Consider the following 18,627-nt stretch of genomic DNA (forward strand, 5'->3'; position numbering starts at 1 on the left):
ATAAAATGAAGAAATTTACGTTTTTATTAGCTGCAGCATTTTTTATAGTTACAGCAAAAACAAATGCACAGGACGATGCTAAAAGAGAGTGTACAATTAAGTACAATTTATTTAAAGGAGACTTTAAATCTAAAAAGTATGATGAGGCATATACAAATTGGATTTATTTAATGGATAATTGTAAAGATTTATCTGTTAATATCTATAAATTTGGGTCAGATTTGGCAGAAAAAGTTAGAAAAGATCCTGCTTTAGCAAAGAGGGTATACGAGCAAAGGTTACAGTATTTTCCTAATGCAAACCCTGCAAAAGTTCATAGTGATTATGCGACTTATTTATCAAAAAACAAATTAGCATCTGATGATGAAATTTTTACGATTTTAGAAAAAGGATACAGTATAGATCCTACTAAAATGGGAGTAAAAAACTTATACTTATATTTTCAAGGGGTAACAGATAGAAATAAAGATACAAACCCTCAAAAAGTATTTGATACTTATGATGATGTATTAGAAAATGTTACCAAAAAATTAGAAGGTTACGCTGCTAAATTAAAAGACTTAAAGAAAGATTCTGTAAACAACAAGAAATTAATAAGAGCATATTCTATTAATTCTAAAGCATTAGGTACTGTAGAGGGTGGATTAGATGCAATTATTGTAGAAATATCTACTTGTGAAAGATTGGTTCCTCTTTATACTAGAGATTTTGAAGCAAATAAAACGAATGCACAGTGGTTAAAAAGAGCCGTTTCAAGAATGTTTAATAAAGGATGCCAAACAGATCCTCTATTCGAAAAGCTAGTAAGAGCTTTTGCAGAAACTTCTCCTTCACCTGAAGCATACGCTTTTTTAGCTAATGTTTTAGAGGATAATGGAGATGCTTCTGGAGCAATGGCAATGAGACAAAAATCATTTGATTTAGAAACTGACCCTTTAAAAAAGGCAAAGTATAAATTAAAATTTGCGAAGGCAGCAAAAAGTAGAGGGCAAAAATCGAAGGCAAGAAGTTTAGCTAGAGAGGCACTTAGTTTTAACCCAAATTATGGAAAAGCTCATTTGTTTATCGCAAGATTATATCAATCTAGTGTGAATTCTTGTGGTAATAGTTTATTTGAAAAGAGAATGGTATATGTAGCTGCCTTAAATGAAGCTCAAAGAGCAGCACGGGTAGATCCAAGTATTGTTGGTGCTGCAGGTAAATATATTAGAAGTTATAGAGCTAATATACCTAGTAAAAAAGATGTTTTTACAGCTGGTGTTCAACCAGGAAGTAGCCATAAAATTGGATGTTGGATTGGTTTAACGGTAAAGGTTCCATCTAAATAGGTTTGTGAATTCACAAAAAAAAATAATATCTAAAAGCATTACTGTTCTTTTTGTAACAGTAATGCTTTTTTCGTGTATAAATAATGCTAATGAGGTTAGAGATTTTTTAGCTACTAAAAATTTACCAATAGGTAAAGCTACAAATGCTTTACACGTTTATAAAGACTCAGGTAGAATAACTTCAAAATTAATAACACCTTTACTATATGATTTCAGCAATAGAAAAGAACACCCTTATAATGAATTTCCTAAAGGGATTAAGCTTGTTAATTATGAAAGAAATCAAAAAGATTCTGTAACTATTGTTGGCGATTATGCACTTTCGTATTCTAAAACATCAGTTTCGGAAATTAAAGGAAATGTTGTGGTAATTAATCATTCAGAAAAATCTAAATTAGAAACGACTCAATTATTTTGGGATCAAAAAACTAAATATTTTTTTTCTGAAAAAGCTTTTACCTTAACCACACAAAAAGATACTATTTTTGGGGTAGGGTTTGAATGTAAAGAAGATTTAACAAAGCATTTAGCAAAAAAAACAATTGGAAGGTTAGAAGCCTCAGAAGAATAATATTATGAACAAAATATGGAAATTTTTTCAATACGGTTACTTAATGGTTGCTTTTATTTGTTTAATAGAAGGTATTGTGAGGTGGTCTTCAGATAGGAGCAGAAGTTATTTGTTTTTAGGTTTTTCTTTTTTTATTACTTTAGTTTTTTTCTTTAAGAGACATTTTAGAAAAAAAGTAGAGAAAAGAAATAATCAGAATAAGAACTAATAATTCTATTGTATCTACAAATAAAATTGTAATTTTCAAATTACTATGGAGGTAGAGCTTATAATTATACTCATATCTATTGTTTTTTCCGCTTTTTTTTCTGGGATGGAAATTGCATTTGTTTCTGCTAACAAGCTTCACATAGAGCTAGAGAAAAAGAGAGAAGGGTTTATCCCTAAAGTTTTAAACAGAATTACCCAAAAATCTTCCAAGTTTATTACTACAATGTTGGTGGGTAATAATATTTCTTTGGTAGTATATAGTTATTACATGGGGAAATTTTTGATAGACTTTCTACCGCTAAAAAATTATAACGAATTTTCTGTTTTACTAATTCAAACTATTATTTCTACAATCGTAATATTAATTACAGCTGAATTTTTACCAAAAGCCATTTTTAGAATTTACGCAAACGAGGTACTTAAAATTTTTGCGATACCTGCTTATATTTTTTATGTAATATTTCATTTTTTCTCAGAATTTATAACAATAATTTCTGATTTTTTTCTCAGAATATTTTTTAAAACGAATTCCGATGAACAGCAGACTGAATTTAGTAAAGAAGAATTAGGGAACTATATTTCCGAACAACTTGAAACAGGAAATGAACATGAGGAAATGGATTCTGAAATTCAAATTTTTCAGAATGCATTAGAGTTTCATAATTTAAAAGCAAGAGAAGTTATGGTTCCCAGAACAGAAATTTCTGCAATAGAAATTCATGAAACAGTTACCAATCTTAAAAATACATTTATAGAAACCGGACATTCTAAAGTTTTGGTTTATAAGACTTCTTTAGACGATGTTATAGGTTATGTAAATGCATTCGAATTATTTAAAAGGCCAAAAACAATTAAATCTATTTTACTTCCTGTAGAAATTGTTCCAGAATCAATGATGATAAATGATATTTTGAATATCTTAATGAAAAAAAGAAAAAGTGTAGCTATTGTTGTCGATGAATATGGCGGAACATCAGGAATGATCACTGTAGAAGATATCGTAGAAGAATTGTTTGGTGAAATTGAAGATGAACACGATTCTCAAGAATATTTAGACAAGAAAATTAATGACACCACTTTTCATTTTTCAGCAAGATTAGAAATCGATTATCTTAATGAAGAATATGAATTAAACATTCCTAAATCTGAAGCTTATGAAACCCTTGGAGGTTTTATTATCGAACAAACAGAAAATATTCCAGAAGAAAAAGAGGTGTTAGAAATTGAAGGTTTTGAAATAAAAATTCTTAAAATAAGTGGCGCAAAAATTGATGAAGTTTCTCTTGAATTTAAAGACAATCAAGACTAATATTTTATATTCTTCCTAAAACTCTGTAAACAACTATTCATTACTACTTAATAAGTAAAAAATCGGTTGCAGTTTTAAAACCCAAATCGTATATTCGCCAACTGAAATAAAATAAATGACGTATGGCAGTTTTATCAAAAATTAGAGAACGTTCAATGTTCTTAATCATTATAATTGGTTTAGCACTTTTTGCTTTTGTATTAGATCCCTCTACTTTGGGAGATTTTTTTAACTCAAATAAAGTTAATGAAATAGGCGAAGTTAATGGAGAATCTATCTCAAGGCAAGAATTTGCCGATGAATTAGAAAGTTATAAGCAACAAAGAGGAGGTAGAGTTTCTGAAATGCAAGCTGTAAAAGCAGTTTGGAATAATATTTTAAGACAAAAAATCTACAAAAACCAATTAGAAGAAGCTGGTATATCTGTAGGAGAGGCCGATGTTTGGAAAGAACTTATAAATGTGCCATCTGTAAAAAATAATCCTCAATACTTAAATGAAGCAGGTTTATTTGATGAAAGTAAATTCAAGCAATTTTTAGCTGATACTAAAGAAAATAATCCTCAATTATGGTCTGCTTGGTCTAACTACATGAATCAGATAAAAACGAATACCGAAAGGAATGCTTATGATAATTTGATTAATGCAGGTTTAGGAGCTTCTCTTAAAGAAGGTGAGGCTGATTATTTTATCAACAATACAAAACTTAATACTCAGTTTATTTTTATTCCTTATTCATCGATTGTAGATTCTTTAGTAAATGTAACCAAATCTGATATCGCGAATTACATAAAAGAGAATGAAGCTGATTTTAAAGTTGATGAATCTAGAGATATTTCTTATGTGAAATTTGACATAACAGCAACTCCAGAAGACGAAGCGGCAATTAAAGATGAAGTTTCTAAATTGTTAGAAGATTCAATAGACAGAAATAAGCAAACCGTAGTTGGCTTAAAAAATGCAACTAATTATAAAGAATTTTTAAATGAAAATGATTCTGACATTAATTTAGATGAAAACTTTAAATTTAAAAAAGATATTAGTAATGTAATTTCAGAAAAAGTTTTTGCAGGTTCTAAGGGTGATGTTTTTGGACCTTACAAAGATAAAGGTTTCTTTAAAATTTCTAAAATAACTGAGATTTCAAAAATGCCAGATTCTGTTAAAGCAAGTCATATTTTAATACCTTTTGTAGGGTCTCAAGCAGCAAATAATGAAACTACTAAAACTGAAGCTCAAGCAAAAAAGACAGTAGATAGTATTTTTAATTTAGTAAAAAGAAATAAGGCTAAATATACAGAGATTGCTAATGAAGTGAATCCTGACGGAACTAAAGGTAAAGGAGGAGATATTGGTTGGGTTAACTATACTGCTGCTTTTAGTCCAAACTTTGATGCTGATTTTGCGAACTACATGTTTAATAATAAAAAGGGAGACATAAATGTTGTTAAGACAAAATTTGGTTTCCATATAATTAGAATAGACGACCAAAAAAACGCACAGAAAGTTGTTAAGTTAGTTACTTTTGGGAGAAAAATTGTTGCCTCAGAAGCAACAGAAAATGCAGTTTTTCAAAAAGCAGAACAATTTGCTCTAGAGTTATCAAAAGAAAGAAGGTTTACAGAAGTTTCTAAAGAGAATAAATACTTAATAAGACCTGCAGTTGGATTAAAAGTATTAGATGAAAATGTACCTGGTCTAGGAAATCAAAGACAAATTGTAAGTTGGGCTTTTGGTGCAAATACAAAAGTTGGTACCTTTAAACGTTTTGATTTAGAAGGAAGCCATATTGTAGCTATAGTTTCATCTAAGGTAGATAAAGGTTTATCTCCTGTTAATAAAGCGTCAGCAAGAGTAAAACCAATTCTTAAGAATAGAAAAAAAGCAGAAATTATTAGAGCTAAATTAAATGGTAATACTTTACAAGAAATAGCAAATTCTAACAATACAGCTATAAAAACAGGTACTAATGTTACTTTAAAAAGTCCTACTCTTTCTGGAGCTGGTTCAGAGCCTAAAATTGTTGGAGCAATGTATAATGCAGAACTTAATAAAGTTTATAAAGGTATAGAGGGAAATAGAGGTGTTTATGCTTTTGTGGTAACTAAAAAAGAACTTCCAACAGCATTACCGAATTATGAAGCCTCAAGAAAAAGAATAGCACAATCAAGAAAAGGGCTTAATTATAGAATTTTCGAATCTATTAAAAAAGCTACAGAGGTTAAAGACTACAGAGCCAATATGTATGTATCTAACTAGACTTCTTGTTTTTATAATAATTAAGTTTAATAATAATTATAGAACCGTTCAATTTTTTTGAACGGTTTCTTTTTTAACTCTAATTTTATATAGAGTTGATAACTATTTTAGCGATTATTTATCAATTCTAATTTTTAAGTAACCATATTATTAAAGAGTTAATAAAGCAATAGCTCAATAAAGAAAAACCTCTTTGATTTCTCAAAGAGGTTTAAATATATTTAAAAAGATTTCCATCTATCCGTTCATAGAAATTAGAAACTCATCATTATTTTTAGAAAACTTAATTCTTTCGTTGATAAATTCCATGGCTTCTATAGGGTTCATATCTGCTAAGTATTTACGCAAAACCCACATTCTTTGTACGGTTTTCTCATCCAATAATAAATCATCACGTCTTGTTGAAGATTTAATTAAATCGATTGCAGGATAAATTCTACGATTAGAAATATTTCTATCTAATTGAAGTTCCATATTACCCGTTCCTTTAAACTCTTCAAAGATAACTTCGTCCATTTTCGAACCGGTTTCGGTAAGTGCAGTTGCAATAATTGTTAAAGAACCACCATTTTCTATGTTTCTTGCAGCTCCAAAGAAACGTTTTGGCTTGTGCAATGCGTTTGCATCGATACCTCCAGAAAGTATTTTTCCAGAAGCTGGTGCAACCGTATTGTATGCTCTTGCCAAACGTGTAATGGAATCTAGAAGAATAACAACATCATGCCCGCATTCCACTAAACGTTTTGCCTTTTCTAAAACTATATTGGCAACTCTTACATGCTTATCTGCTGGTTCATCAAATGTAGATGCAACAACTTCACCACGAACACTACGTTGCATGTCTGTAACTTCTTCTGGACGTTCGTCAATTAATAAAACAATTTGATATACTTCAGGATGGTTGTAAGCAATTGCTTTAGCAACGTCTTTTAAAAGCATTGTTTTACCTGTTTTCGGTTGAGCAACAATCATACCTCTTTGCCCTTTTCCTAAAGGAGAAAATAAATCTATAATTCTTGTAGATAAAGAACTTCCTTTTTCTGCTAAATTGAATTTTTCTTGAGGAAATAATGGTGTCAAATGCTCAAAAGAGACCCTATCTCTAACAATATTGGGGTTTAAACCATTAATTTTTGATACTCTGATTAAAGGAAAATATTTCTCACCTTCTTTAGGTGGACGTACATTTCCTCTTACAGTATCACCAGTTTTTAAACCGAATAATTTAATTTGAGATTGTGATACATATATATCATCTGGAGATGACAAATAATTGTAATCAGAAGAACGTAAAAAACCATAACCATCTGGCATCATTTCTAAAACTCCTTCGCTTTCAATAATTCCATCGAATTCAAAATCAGGATCTCTATATCTGTTTCCAGACTTGTGACCTCTATTAGAATTGTTTTTATCACGATTTTGGTTGTTCTGCTTGTTTTTATTATTTTGTTGATTGTTGTTCTGGTTATTTTGATTTTTGTGCTGAGACTTATTTTGTTGTGCTTTATTTTGATTATTTGCAGCAGGTTTAATTTGCTGTTTCTCGACTTTTTTTGGAGGATTAACCTCTTTACTTTCCTCGATTTTTTCAGTTGCCTCAACTTTTTTGGGTTGATTATCGTTGTCTTGTTTTTTTGCTACAGGATTACTAGACTGACTTTGAGGTGCCTTTATTACTCTTTTTCGTTTGGGTCTGTCTGCTTTTGGTTTTGCTTCAACTTCAACTTCAGAGGTTTTCGCTTTTGCAGGATTTGCAGCCTGTGTGTCTAAAATTTGATATACTAAATCTAATTTTTTAAGTTGACTAATTTTTTTTAAACCAATAGATTTGGCTATTTCTTGTAAGTCTGCAAGTTTTTTTGCTTTTAGTTCAGAAATTTCGAACATTCGTTATATATTAAGTTAAAATGTAAATCTTATAACGTGATAAGATTAATAATTATATTTTTTTGAATTTATTTAATTGTATATAGTACTATACAATAGTTTTGTGCGGTTATTATATTACAAATATATACTTTTTTTTTAAGTTTTTGGTTTTCTTTTTAAAAAAGAAATTTCTACTTTTGTGAATCTATTTTTTTAAGATGATTCAAAGAATACAAAGTATATATTTATTATTAGCATCGGTAGTTTCTGGTGGTCTAATAATGGTATTTAATTTATGGGAAAATCTTAAAAATGAAGTTTATGCTTTGGATTTATTTTTAAGAGAATCAATTCTTTTAAATATTATTCCATTGTTATTTCTACTTTCTGCTATAGTTAGTTTAGTTGCTATTTTTTTATTTAAAAATAGAAAATTACAATTTGTAGTAGGAAGAATATCAATTTTGATAAATCTTTTTTTATTAGGATTATTGATTTATGTATCTCTAACTTTACCTGGAGAAGTTTCGATTTCCGAGAAAGGTATTGGGATGTTCTTACCAATTTTAGCTATTTTGCTTATTGTTTTGGCAAATAAAGCCATTAAAAAGGATGAAGATCTTGTAAAATCTGTAGATAGATTGCGATAAACTTAACATCTTAGTATATTTAGTGCGAAAAAAACCGAGAATTTATTCTCGGTTTTTTATTTCTCCATATTTTAATGAAAAAAAATAATAGTATACTTTTACAAAAAAAACTATTTTTAATACAATCGAATATGTTTTTTTAGTTATAAGTAATTGTTTTTTAGTTTTTTACAATGTTGTTCTCACCATTTATGGTGATACATATCACCATAAATGGTGAGAAAAAAATTTCACTAAAAATGGGGATTGTGTAATCTTTAAATGTATTCTAAATTTGTAAAGTAAAAATGAAAGAAAAGATATACGTTCATGTAGCTGATGATCATAAAATACTAATCGAAGGTATCATCGCTGTAATAAATACTGATAAAGATATAGAAATTAAAGGATATTCTTTAACAGGACAAGAGGTAATAGATTGGTTTAATCAAAACGAAAACAAGGCTGATGTTCTAATATTAGATATTACAATGCCAATGTTAGATGGTTTTCAAGTCTTAAAATATTTTAAGAAAAAAAAGATTGATCAAAAAGTAATCATATTGTCAAGTTATGATGATCTAAAAATTGTTCAAGAGGTTTTAAACCTTGGCTGTAAAGGCTATATCTCTAAAAATAATGCTGGAGAGCATATAATTAATGCTATAAAAGCTGTAGCTAATGGAGAACAATATTTTAGTAATGATATACAAACCACATTACTAAAATCTATATCTGGACAAATGGTGCCTCAAGGAGAGTTGCCAAGCAAATATCTGTTAGAAAGTCTAACAGAGAGAGAATTAGATGTATTAAAATTAATTACTAAAGAGCATAGCACCAAAGAGATGGCAGATTTAATGAATCTTAGTGTTAATACAATAGATACATATAGAAAGAGTTTATTAAAAAAATTAAATGTAAAAAATGCAGTAGGTTTAGCAATGTATGCAGTAAAAAACAATATAGTATAGTCCTATCCCCAAATAAGACTGTTTTCAGGCTTTGATTTAAATATCTTCCCCCTAAAAAGTTTGTTAACTCTATCCCCCCAGTAAGTACACACATTGTTTTGCATACATTACTAATCTGCTAAAAAATAAATAGCCCCACCCCTAGTTAACCTAAATTAATATTATTAAACATTATTACCCATGAAAAATTTAAACTTACTAGTTTTAGTTGCGTCAATCACATTTGTATTTTCTTCTTGTTCATCAAATGAAACGATTCTTCCAGAAGAGCAATCTTTAGATTTATTAAAAACATATACCATAAAAAGAGACGCTAGTGGTGCGTATTCTCTTGATTTTGATTTAAATAATGGTGGTAAAGCAGAAAAAGTTTTAAATACAGAAACAAAAACTAATCAAATTTATTTATATTCGTCAGATGATCAGTCATCTAGTAGAGTAACCCAAGATCTTACAATTGAAGGAACTCAGTTAAAAGTAGGTTTTGTAGATACCACATCAGACAAATTACCACAAATTATGATTACTGATGACAATCCTAAATTATTAAGTAAAAATAACAACAAAAAACTTAATGATTATAGTATTACAAGTAACGGAGATGGAACTTATAGTTTAGATTTTAACGTTAAACGTAATGTAAAAGTTGACTTTGTGTATAATAATGAGTTAAGCGTTTATGAAGTTCATTTAGAAGATGGTAAAAGTAAAAGTACGAGTTTTACTAGAGTTTTAGAAAATGAAGATGGTAAGCCATTAAAAGTAGATTTTGTAAATCACAATAGAAATTCAAATAAAGGAGAAGAATCATTAGCATATTCAATTATAAGAAAGCCAAAAGTAACGGTAGGCGAAGGTTCAATATCATTATAATTATTTAGTTTAAAATATAATTTTTTGGGTAGGAAATATAAATTAATATACTTTTATCTTTTTTGTATAATTTTTTCCCTAACATACAATAAAATTTATCCTAATATAATAGAAGAGGTTTCAATTAAAGAAACTTCTTCTATTTTTGTCATAGAAAAAGATTCAATCTTTAAAAAAAGATATCAGGAATTATTAAGGAAAAGTAAAGAGAAAAAGTACATAGAGGCTTTAAATGAGGCTTTATTATTTTATGATGAAATAAAAGATAAAGAGTCTCTAAATCTAGTTGTGATTCTAATTGCAGATATTTATGATAAAACCAATGATCATAGAAAATCCTTGAAATATTATAAAGAATCTCTCTCATTACTTGAAACAAATAACTTAGATGAAAGTGATACTAAGCTATTTTCGAACAAATTATATGCTAAAACATTACTAAGTATAGGAGGCCAATACCAAAAATTATTTATTAAAGATAGCGCAAAGTATTTTTATTCAAAACTTGAGAATATTCCATCTTTCAATAAAGAAATTTTAAATCTTAAAGCAATATCATTTGGAAATTTATCTGGGATTTATGCCCAAGATTCACTTTTTGAGAAGGCAAAAGAATATGCAAATAGAGCTATAATTATTCATAAAGATAGGAATGATAAAGTAAACCAAGCCAGTGCAATAAATAATTTAGCTAATATATACTTAGGTTTAGAAGACTTTAATCATGCAAAAAAGTTATATCTAGAAGGTGTTGAATTGATAAAAAATGATAACAGCCCAAATGCTGTTAGGTTTAAAGCTAGTTTATATTATAATTTGGCTTGGGCAATGAGAAATTTAAAAGATTATAAAGCCTATGATTTTCAAGAGTTATCCTATGAGATTGAAGATGGTATGAGAGATAAGGAAATAAGGCGAATGATAGAGACAGTGACTGCAAAGAATAATGTTAGAAACGTAAAAAGAGAAGAAGAAAACAAAAGATTAAAAGCTCAAAGGACATTTTGGGTTTTTGGTATTGGAGGTTTAATTATAATTATTTCATTACTCTATTGGGTGAATTTTTATAAACTAAAACAAAAAAATTTAGGATTAGAGTTATCTCAAACTCAATTAATTCAAAATCAAAAAATAGAAAAAATAAAATCAGATTCTCAAATCAGAATTCTAAATGCTACTATAGATGGTAAAGAATCTGAAAGAAAACAAATAGCAGAAACTTTACACGATAGTGTTAGTGCCCTTTTATCTTCTGCTAACTTGCATTTACAAGCCACTAAAGGTCAATTTAATGGCGAAACACCTTTAGAAATTGATAAAACTCGACAAATTATAACTGAAGCATCTCAAAAAATTAGAGATTTGTCACATACATTAATTTCTTCTGTGTTATTAAAATTTGGTTTAGAATTTGCAATAAAAGACATGGCAAATAAATATTCTAATTCTCAAATAGAGTTTAAAACTGAAATTGGAAAAATTAAAAGATACCAACAAAGTTTCGAAATTAAAGTCTATAATATTATTCAAGAATTTGTAAATAATATTCTAAAACACAGTAATGCTAAAAATGCTACGATAATATTAGAAGAGAAAAACGATAGGCTATATTTAAAAATTATTGATGATGGTGTAGGTTTTGATAAAACAAAAATTACTGAGAAAGATGGTTTAGGAATTAATCAAATTGATGCCAGAATTCAAATGATGAAAGGGCATTTCTTTATAGATTCTGGAGAAAATAAAGGAACAACTATTGATGTAGAATTGCCAGTTTTAAGAAAAGAAACAACTAACCACGTTTAGCTAATTCTATAATTTCTAAATTCTTGATTTCTCCATTATCAAGATAAAAACGAAGCATTGTTCTTATTTTATGAAATCCATGGTTTCCTGCTGCACCTGGATTTAAATGCAACAAATTTAATTTTTTATCATACTGGATTTTTAAAATATGAGAATGTCCTGAGATAAATAGTTTTGGCGGATTCAATTTGATTTCCTCTCGTATTCTAGGGTAATATTTATTGGGGTAACCACCTATATGTGTCATCCAAACAGCAACATTTTCTAATTCAAATTTTTGATCTAATGGAAATTCTCTACGAGCATCCTTATCATCAATATTTCCAAAAACCCCTCGCAAAGGTTTTAACTTTTTTATATGATCTGTAACATCGAGATTACCAATATCTCCGGCATGCCAAACTTCATCGGCTTGTTTTACAAACTTTAATATTTGATCATCAATATAACCATGAGTGTCTGATAATAATAATATTTTATTCATAAAAAGAAATAGTAAGAAAAGTTTAACGTCTCTAAGTGATTCAAAAGTAACGATAACAAAATAAATTCCGTAATTTTGAAGTCTTCAAAAACGTATTTCTTGAGGTATTTTATAGAACTTTCTTATAATGGAAAAAATTATCATGGTTGGCAGATTCAACCAGATGTAGTTTCTGTACAAGAAAAAGTAAATCACGCAGTAAGTACAATTACTCAACAAAAGATTGAAGTTGTTGGAGCAGGAAGAACAGACACTGGTGTTCATGCATCCCAAATGTTTGCGCATTTTGATATAGAGAAAGAATTAATAGGTGATGTCCCTCATAAATTAAATTCTTTGTTGCCAAGAGATATTGTTGTTTATAATGTTTTTCAAGTTAATGATGAAAAACATGCTCGGTTTGATGCAATAAGCAGAAGCTATGAGTATAAAATCTGGTTAGGTAGAAATCCTTTTTTGTTGGATTTTTCTTGGCAAATTCATTCTCAAAAAATAGATATTGATTTGATGAATGATGCAGCTAAATTATTGTTAGAATTTACAGATTTTCAAACATTTTCTAAAGTAAAAACAGATGTCTATACTTATAATTGTGACATTACTGAAGCAGTCTGGAAACAGAAAGGAAACGAACTTACTTTTCATATCACAGCCAATCGTTTTTTAAGAAATATGGTAAGAGCCATTGTAGGTACTTTAATTGATGTTGGTTTAGAGAGAATTGATAAAGAGAATTTTAGAAAAATTATAGAGAGTAAAAATAGAAGCAATGCAGGATTATCAGTCCCAGCAAAAGGTTTATTTTTAACAAACATAAAATATTAAATTTTGGCAGATAAAACAGGTAAAGCTTTTGATTTACAGATTTTTTTAAGATTGATGGCTTTTGCAAAACGCTATAAACTTAACTTTTTTATTGCATCGGCATCTACCATCTTATTAGCATGTGTTTCTTTACTAAACCCTTATTTAATAAAAGAAACAGTAGATAAATATATTACAGAAAAAGATTCCCAAGGGCTCATCAATAATATTTTATTGATGTTTGGAGTCATTTTGTTGGAGGTTTTATTGCGCTTTACATTTATATATTTTGCAAATTGGGTTGGACAACACATTATAAGAGATATTAGAGCAAAAATATTTAGACATATTTTACAATTTAAAATGTCTTATTTTGATAAGAACTCTGTTGGTAAATTAGTTACAAGAGTGGTTTCTGATATCGAAACTATTGCTGCTTTTTTTAGTAGCGGTGTTTTTACCATTGTTAGTGATGTTTTGCAAATGTTTGCAGTTGCAGTATTAATGTTTTATTTTAATTGGAAACTAGCATTAATAGCATTAGCAGTTTTACCAATTTTAATTTATGCCACAAGAGTATTTCAACAAGCCATAAAAGCAACTTTTCAAGAAGTTAGAAATCAGGTAGCCAATTTAAATGGTTTTGTACAAGAAAGAGTTACAGGTATGAAAATTGTACAACTCTTTAATAGAGAAAAAATAGAGTATAATAACTTTATGAACATTAATAATAAGCATAAACAAGCTTATATAAAAACCATATGGTATTTCTCAATTTTCTTTCCAATAGCAGAAATTTTATCATCAATAGGTATTGGGTTAATTGTTTGGTTTGGTAGTAAACAAATTATTGGAGGTGAAGTTCCCGGTCCAGGAACAGTTATGGCATTTGTACAAATGGCACAAATGCTATTTAGACCTTTACGTCAGATTGCAGATAAATTCAATCAGTTACAAATGGGCATTGTTTCTGGAGAACGTGTTTTTAAAGTGATGGATACCCAAAGTAGTATTGTTAAAAACGGGACAATAAGAGCAGAAAATCTAAAAGGGAATATTTCTTTTAAAGATGTAAGATTTAGTTATGTTGAAAATGAAGAAGTTTTAAAAGGAATTTCTTTGGATGTAAAAAAAGGACAAACAATTGCTATTGTTGGTGCAACAGGAGCAGGTAAATCTACTATTATCAATCTAATCAATCGTTTTTATGAAATTGACAGCGGGATAATCTGTGTAGATGATATTCCTATCAATAAGTATACTTTAGAAAGTTTAAGAAATCAAGTTGCAGTTGTTTTACAAGATGTGTTTTTGTTTTCAGATTCTATTTTTAACAATATCACTTTAAAAGACAAAAACATTACTTTAGAAGAAGTTGAGAAAGCAGCAAAACAAATTGGAATTCATGATTTTATAATGACACTTCCAGATGGATATCAATATAATGTAAAAGAAAGAGGAGCAATGTTATCTTCAGGCCAAAGACAATTAATTGCTTTTTTAAGAGCCTATGTAAGCAAACCTAGTATTTTAATTTTAGATGAAGCCACTTCATCTGTAGATGCTAATGCAGAACAAATGATTCAGTATGCCACAGAAACGATTACAAAAGACAGAACATCAATTGTTATTGCGCATAGGTTAGCAACCATAAAGCAAGCAGATAAAATTATAGTAATGGATAAAGGCTTAATTGTAGAGGAAGGAACACATACACAATTGTTAGAAAAAGAAAATGGCTACTATAAAAATCTGTATGATAAACAATTTAGCTTAGAGGTCACGTCTTAACTTATCTATTGTTTGTGTTAGCTTATCTAACTAATTTATTAGTTAGTCTATATTTTTTGATTTATAGTCTTAAGTTTTTATAATTTTACTTTTCAAATAAACAGTAAATCAAAAAAGATGAAAAAAATTGTATTATCAGTTTTAGTAATTAGTGCATTAGTTTTTACTTCTTGTAAATCTGAAAAGAAAGAAGTTAAAGAACTAGAAAAAGAAGTTGTAAAAACTGAAAAAGTAGTAAAGAAAGAGGTTAAAGAAGTAGTTGAAGAGACAAAAAAAGATTTAACTTCTGCTATTGAGGGAATTACAATTCCTAACTTTTCTAATGAATCAGTTACTAAAAATTTAGTTGATTACGCCCAATATGCAAAAAACTATATTGATGCAAAAGGAAACATTGCTAAAATTAAAGGAATGACTGCACAAGGAGCTACTTTATTAATACAAGGAAAAGAATTAGCGTCTAAATTAGATACAAGTGAATTGACAAAATATAAATCTGTATTGTCTGAAATTCAATCTAAAATGGCGTCTTCTAACTAATTAGAAAAATTACGAAATTTAAAAAGGTTCTCTAATTTGGAGAACCTTTTGTTTTTTACATTAAGTCTTTTTTTAACTTTTCATTAAGCTCATCATAATTTGCAAATAACTCAAATCCACCATCTTTGATATAAGAGATTTCTCCTGTTTCTTCTGAAACAAGTAAACATACTGCATCTGTTTTTTCAGAAATTCCAATGGCAGCTCTATGTCTTAAACCAAATCTTGCAGGAATTTTTGCATTGTCAGAAATAGGTAAAACAACTCTTGTCGCTACAATAAAATTGTCTCTTATAATTAAGGCACCATCATGTAAAGGACTATTCTTATAAAAAATACTTTCTAACAAAACTTCATTAACAATAGCATTCATACTATCTCCAGTGTTTATTAAAAAATCTAAAGCATTTGTTCGTTCTATAACTATGAGTGCCCCAGTTTTTGTTTTAGACATTTTTTGACAAGCACTTATTATAGCTTCAGTATCAATTTCAGAACCAATTTCGGTTTGTAAAAATTTAAGTTGCTTTAAAAAACTACGTTTATTTGTAAAGTTTGTAGTTCCTATCATCAATAAAAATTTTCGAATTTCTTGTTGAAAAACAATGATTAGGGCAATAACTCCACCAGAAAGCAAATAGCCTAAAATACCACTTAGCATTTCCATTTTTAAAACTTGGGTAATTTTCCAAATCAAGAAAATAAAAGCAATACCAATAACAATGTTAATGGCAACAGTACCTTTTAATAATTTGTAAATGTAGTAGAGTAGTGTAGCTACTAACAAAATGTCTAGCACATCTAACAAAGAAAATTCAATAAAATCGAACATAAAAAGGTACTTGATTTTAGGCTAAAGTACTAATAAATTTGATGAAATCAATATCATTAATTTATTTCTGCATCCGAGAGTAATAATGGATATTTTTCTCGAATCAATGTAATTTTTTCTTGAACTTCTAAATTATTATTGTTTGATGACTTTAAATCTTCTAACAAACTTTCGTAATTCCTTTTGTATAATTTTATAGCTAATTTATTCCGTAAATGTGTGTAAGCAGAATTTAAAATATCTAATGTGGTTATATAGGTCTCGTAATTTGTCAATCTATGAGATTTAATAGAGATAATTGCTTTTGATGGATAATCTGAAGAGGTTTTATCTTTTAGACCTTCACACCAATCGCAAATGTTTTTGTTAATGTCTGTACCTGCACCATTTTCTATAAAGTTGATGGCAATTTGTTTTAATTCAGATAATTTAACTACGTTTCCATCTACAAATAACGCGTTATTCTTGTTAATGTTGACTTCTAAAATGTTTCTTTCATTGATATCTATTGGAGGTGTTTCTTGTTTCTTAGGAATTTTCCTTGCAATTCCTGCATCAACTTGCATAGTTGTTGTAACCAAAAAAAAGATTAATAATAAAAATGCGATGTCTGCCATTGAGCCAGCATTAATTTCTGGCAATTGTTTTCTACTCATAATACTTAGTTTTAAAAATTAATAATTGGTTTGAATCCGATTTTTTTTAAAAAAATCAGAATATGTATTAAAGTTTAGCTAAGTTGAGTTTTTGACGTTAACATTTCTTTAACAAGAACGATGCCAAAATTAAAAGAATTAATTTCATTGCGAACTTGCTTAATACAGGTTAATTGTTTGAGCTCTTTTTGAGGAACGAAAAAAGACGAATAGCGAAAGAAGGAAATAGCTTCTAATAAGAAATTTGCTCCACAATTTTAATAGTCTCCATAGCTTCTTTTACATCATGAACACGTAAAATATTTGCACCATTTAAGAGTGCAATTGTATTAGCAGAAGTTGTAGCATTTAAAGCTTCTTGTGCAGTAATGTCTAAGGTTTTATATAGCATTGATTTTCTAGAAATACCCGCTAAAATAGGTGCGTCTAAGCTTTTAAAAAGTGATAAGTTTTTCAAAATTTCAAAATTGTGAGGTATGGTTTTTCCAAAACCAAAACCAACATCAATAATAGCATCATTGAGTTTTAGTTGATGTAATTTGTGAATTTGTTCAGCAAAAAAGGAAATGATATCTTTAGTAACATCATCGTAAACAGGGTTTTTCTGCATATTTTGTGGCGTACCTAACATATGCATTAAAATATAAGGAACTTGCAATTTAGCAACTGTTTCAAACATTTTTGCATCCATGTTTCCACCCGAAATATCGTTAACGATAGCAGCTCCAGTCTCAATAGTTTCTGTAGCGATTTTACTTCGAAAAGTATCTACAGAAATTATAATTTCAGTAAATTCTTTAACTAATAAATTAATAACTGGTACAATTCTTTGTAGTTCTTCTTCTTCAGAAATATGTTTTGCTCCAGGTCTTGAAGAATACGCACCAACATCTATAAAAGTTGCACCTTCAGTCAACATTTTTTCAGTTTGAGAAAGAATATCAGATGTGTTTTTATATTTTCCACCATCATAAAAAGAATCTGGTGTAATATTTAAGATGCCCATCACTTTTGGTGATGATAGGTCTACTAATTTTCCTTTGCAATTGATTGTCATTAGCTTACAACTTTATTGATTACGTGACTCACTCTTGGCGGATCGTAATTGTTCATTTTTTGCATTAACTCTTCAACAGACTCAGCCACTAACAATAGTTTTCTGTTTTCAGGTTTTAAATAGCCGTCTACTACCATTCTGTCTAGCTGTTGTAATGTTGCATCAAAAAAACCCTTGATATTTAATAAGCCAACAGGTTTTTGTTCAATGTGTAATTGATTTAAGGTTAGAGCCTCAAAAAGTTCGTCTAAAGTTCCATAACCTCCAGGAAGTGTAATATAACCATCAATTAATTTGCTCATAATCACTTTACGTTCACTCATGTTTTTACAAACAATCATTTCTTCTACATCAGCATGTACAACTTCTTCTTTTTCTAATAATTTAGGTATTACACCAATAACTTCTCCTTTTTTAGCTAAAATTGTATCTGCTATTACACCCATCATTCCAATTTTTCCACCACCATAATCCAAACCAATATTGTTATTCACAAAATAGTTTCCTAATGCTATAGCTGCTTCTTTGTATATAGGATTAAATCCTAAGCTAGAACCACAAAAAACGACAATCTTTTTCATTATGATGGTTGATAAATTCATCGTAAAAATAAATGAAATGCTTTTAAGATTT

17 protein-coding genes are annotated in these 18,627 nt (G+C 28.7%); 11 read left to right on the forward strand and 6 right to left on the reverse strand.

Annotated features, from left to right (window positions below; all coding sequences use genetic code 11):
* The first annotated feature begins 5 nt into the window (after positions 1-5).
* From DIS07_RS14305 to DIS07_RS14325, 4 genes are all read left to right on the forward strand, one after another.
* Entirely contained in the window at positions 6-1,328 is a 1,323-nt protein-coding gene (locus DIS07_RS14305) for a tetratricopeptide repeat protein (protein WP_109405951.1), read from the forward strand.
* Positions 1,329-1,332: 4 nt separating this feature from the next.
* The gene (gene lptC, locus DIS07_RS14310; protein ID WP_235869153.1) at positions 1,333-1,899 is read left to right on the forward strand and encodes an LPS export ABC transporter periplasmic protein LptC; all 567 of its coding nucleotides are present in this window, start codon (positions 1,333-1,335) and stop codon (positions 1,897-1,899) included.
* A 253-nt stretch (positions 1,900-2,152) separates the two neighbouring features.
* Positions 2,153-3,418: a hemolysin family protein gene (locus DIS07_RS14320; RefSeq protein WP_109405954.1), complete on the forward strand. Its 1,266-nt coding sequence runs from the start codon at positions 2,153-2,155 to the stop codon at positions 3,416-3,418.
* A gap of 122 nt (positions 3,419-3,540) precedes the next feature.
* The gene (locus DIS07_RS14325; protein WP_109405955.1) at positions 3,541-5,676 is read left to right on the forward strand and encodes a peptidylprolyl isomerase; all 2,136 of its coding nucleotides are present in this window, start codon (positions 3,541-3,543) and stop codon (positions 5,674-5,676) included.
* A 237-nt stretch (positions 5,677-5,913) separates the two neighbouring features.
* Here the strand turns inward: DIS07_RS14325 and rho are convergent, their stop codons facing one another.
* Positions 5,914-7,566, reverse strand: coding sequence for a transcription termination factor Rho (rho, locus tag DIS07_RS14330; RefSeq protein ID WP_109405956.1), 1,653 nt, complete (start codon positions 7,564-7,566; stop codon positions 5,914-5,916).
* A 200-nt stretch (positions 7,567-7,766) separates the two neighbouring features.
* Between rho and DIS07_RS14335 the strand changes: the two genes are divergently transcribed.
* From DIS07_RS14335 to DIS07_RS14350, 4 genes are all read left to right on the forward strand, one after another.
* Positions 7,767-8,198, forward strand: a complete 432-nt coding sequence (locus tag DIS07_RS14335) for a DUF4293 domain-containing protein (RefSeq protein ID WP_109405957.1) — start codon at positions 7,767-7,769, stop codon at positions 8,196-8,198.
* A 287-nt stretch (positions 8,199-8,485) separates the two neighbouring features.
* Positions 8,486-9,151, forward strand: a complete 666-nt coding sequence (locus DIS07_RS14340) for a response regulator (RefSeq protein WP_109405958.1) — start codon at positions 8,486-8,488, stop codon at positions 9,149-9,151.
* 180 nt (positions 9,152-9,331) lie between these two features.
* On the forward strand, positions 9,332-10,024 hold the full coding sequence (locus DIS07_RS14345) for a hypothetical protein (protein ID WP_109405959.1): 693 nt from the start codon (positions 9,332-9,334) through the stop codon (positions 10,022-10,024).
* Between the two features lie 24 nt (positions 10,025-10,048).
* Positions 10,049-11,830, forward strand: coding sequence for a tetratricopeptide repeat-containing sensor histidine kinase (locus DIS07_RS14350; RefSeq protein ID WP_109405960.1), 1,782 nt, complete (start codon positions 10,049-10,051; stop codon positions 11,828-11,830).
* Here DIS07_RS14350 and DIS07_RS14355 read toward each other — a convergent pair.
* Positions 11,817-12,314, reverse strand: a complete 498-nt coding sequence (locus DIS07_RS14355; RefSeq protein WP_109405961.1) for a metallophosphoesterase family protein — start codon at positions 12,312-12,314, stop codon at positions 11,817-11,819. The two genes, DIS07_RS14350 and DIS07_RS14355, sit on opposite strands and share 14 nt — an antisense overlap.
* Before the next feature lie 99 nt (positions 12,315-12,413).
* Between DIS07_RS14355 and truA the strand changes: the two genes are divergently transcribed.
* The 3 genes from truA (at position 12,414) to DIS07_RS14370 (ending at position 15,449) form a co-directional block, all read left to right on the forward strand.
* Positions 12,414-13,139: a tRNA pseudouridine(38-40) synthase TruA gene (gene truA, locus DIS07_RS14360; RefSeq protein ID WP_109405962.1), complete on the forward strand. Its 726-nt coding sequence runs from the start codon at positions 12,414-12,416 to the stop codon at positions 13,137-13,139.
* A 3-nt stretch (positions 13,140-13,142) separates the two neighbouring features.
* Positions 13,143-14,909 (forward strand): ABC transporter ATP-binding protein, encoded by a 1,767-nt coding sequence (locus tag DIS07_RS14365; RefSeq protein ID WP_109405963.1) that lies wholly within the window; start codon positions 13,143-13,145, stop codon positions 14,907-14,909.
* A 117-nt stretch (positions 14,910-15,026) separates the two neighbouring features.
* Positions 15,027-15,449: a hypothetical protein gene (locus DIS07_RS14370; RefSeq protein ID WP_109405964.1), complete on the forward strand. Its 423-nt coding sequence runs from the start codon at positions 15,027-15,029 to the stop codon at positions 15,447-15,449.
* A 55-nt stretch (positions 15,450-15,504) separates the two neighbouring features.
* On the opposite strand, the gene cdaA is transcribed toward DIS07_RS14370, so the two are convergent.
* The 4 genes from cdaA to DIS07_RS14390 all read right to left on the reverse strand — a co-directional run bounded on the left by cdaA (position 15,505) and on the right by DIS07_RS14390 (position 18,575).
* Entirely contained in the window at positions 15,505-16,281 is a 777-nt protein-coding gene (gene cdaA / locus DIS07_RS14375) for a diadenylate cyclase CdaA (protein WP_109405965.1), read from the reverse strand.
* Positions 16,282-16,337: 56 nt separating this feature from the next.
* Complete coding sequence (locus tag DIS07_RS14380; protein ID WP_109405966.1) at positions 16,338-16,937, reverse strand: ExbD/TolR family protein; 600 nt, start codon at positions 16,935-16,937, stop codon at positions 16,338-16,340.
* Positions 16,938-17,169: 232 nt separating this feature from the next.
* Entirely contained in the window at positions 17,170-17,994 is an 825-nt protein-coding gene (gene folP / locus DIS07_RS14385) for a dihydropteroate synthase (protein WP_109405967.1), read from the reverse strand.
* Entirely contained in the window at positions 17,994-18,575 is a 582-nt protein-coding gene (locus DIS07_RS14390) for an LOG family protein (RefSeq protein WP_109405968.1), read from the reverse strand. Before DIS07_RS14390 ends, folP begins: the two co-directional genes overlap by 1 nt.
* Positions 18,576-18,627 lie beyond the last annotated feature (52 nt).

It is taken from the genome of Polaribacter aquimarinus, assembly GCF_003129485.1.
GTDB classification, from domain to species: Bacteria; Bacteroidota; Bacteroidia; order Flavobacteriales; family Flavobacteriaceae; genus Polaribacter; species Polaribacter aquimarinus.

What these genes read in the sequence shown, in the direction of transcription:
- DIS07_RS14305 (WP_109405951.1), top strand. Translation starts at nt 6, where the DNA reads ATGAAGAAATTTACGTTTTTATTAGCTGCAGCATTTTTTATAGTTACA.
- DIS07_RS14320 (WP_109405954.1), top strand. Translation starts at nt 2,153, where the DNA reads ATGGAGGTAGAGCTTATAATTATACTCATATCTATTGTTTTTTCCGCT.
- DIS07_RS14325 (WP_109405955.1), top strand. Translation starts at nt 3,541, where the DNA reads ATGGCAGTTTTATCAAAAATTAGAGAACGTTCAATGTTCTTAATCATT.
- rho (WP_109405956.1), bottom strand. Translation starts at nt 7,566, where the DNA reads ATGTTCGAAATTTCTGAACTAAAAGCAAAAAAACTTGCAGACTTACAA.
- DIS07_RS14335 (WP_109405957.1), top strand. Translation starts at nt 7,767, where the DNA reads ATGATTCAAAGAATACAAAGTATATATTTATTATTAGCATCGGTAGTT.
- DIS07_RS14340 (WP_109405958.1), top strand. Translation starts at nt 8,486, where the DNA reads ATGAAAGAAAAGATATACGTTCATGTAGCTGATGATCATAAAATACTA.
- DIS07_RS14345 (WP_109405959.1), top strand. Translation starts at nt 9,332, where the DNA reads ATGAAAAATTTAAACTTACTAGTTTTAGTTGCGTCAATCACATTTGTA.
- DIS07_RS14355 (WP_109405961.1), bottom strand. Translation starts at nt 12,314, where the DNA reads ATGAATAAAATATTATTATTATCAGACACTCATGGTTATATTGATGAT.
- DIS07_RS14370 (WP_109405964.1), top strand. Translation starts at nt 15,027, where the DNA reads ATGAAAAAAATTGTATTATCAGTTTTAGTAATTAGTGCATTAGTTTTT.
- cdaA (WP_109405965.1), bottom strand. Translation starts at nt 16,281, where the DNA reads ATGTTCGATTTTATTGAATTTTCTTTGTTAGATGTGCTAGACATTTTG.
- DIS07_RS14380 (WP_109405966.1), bottom strand. Translation starts at nt 16,937, where the DNA reads ATGAGTAGAAAACAATTGCCAGAAATTAATGCTGGCTCAATGGCAGAC.
- folP (WP_109405967.1), bottom strand. Translation starts at nt 17,994, where the DNA reads ATGACAATCAATTGCAAAGGAAAATTAGTAGACCTATCATCACCAAAA.
- DIS07_RS14390 (WP_109405968.1), bottom strand. Translation starts at nt 18,575, where the DNA reads ATGAAAAAGATTGTCGTTTTTTGTGGTTCTAGCTTAGGATTTAATCCT.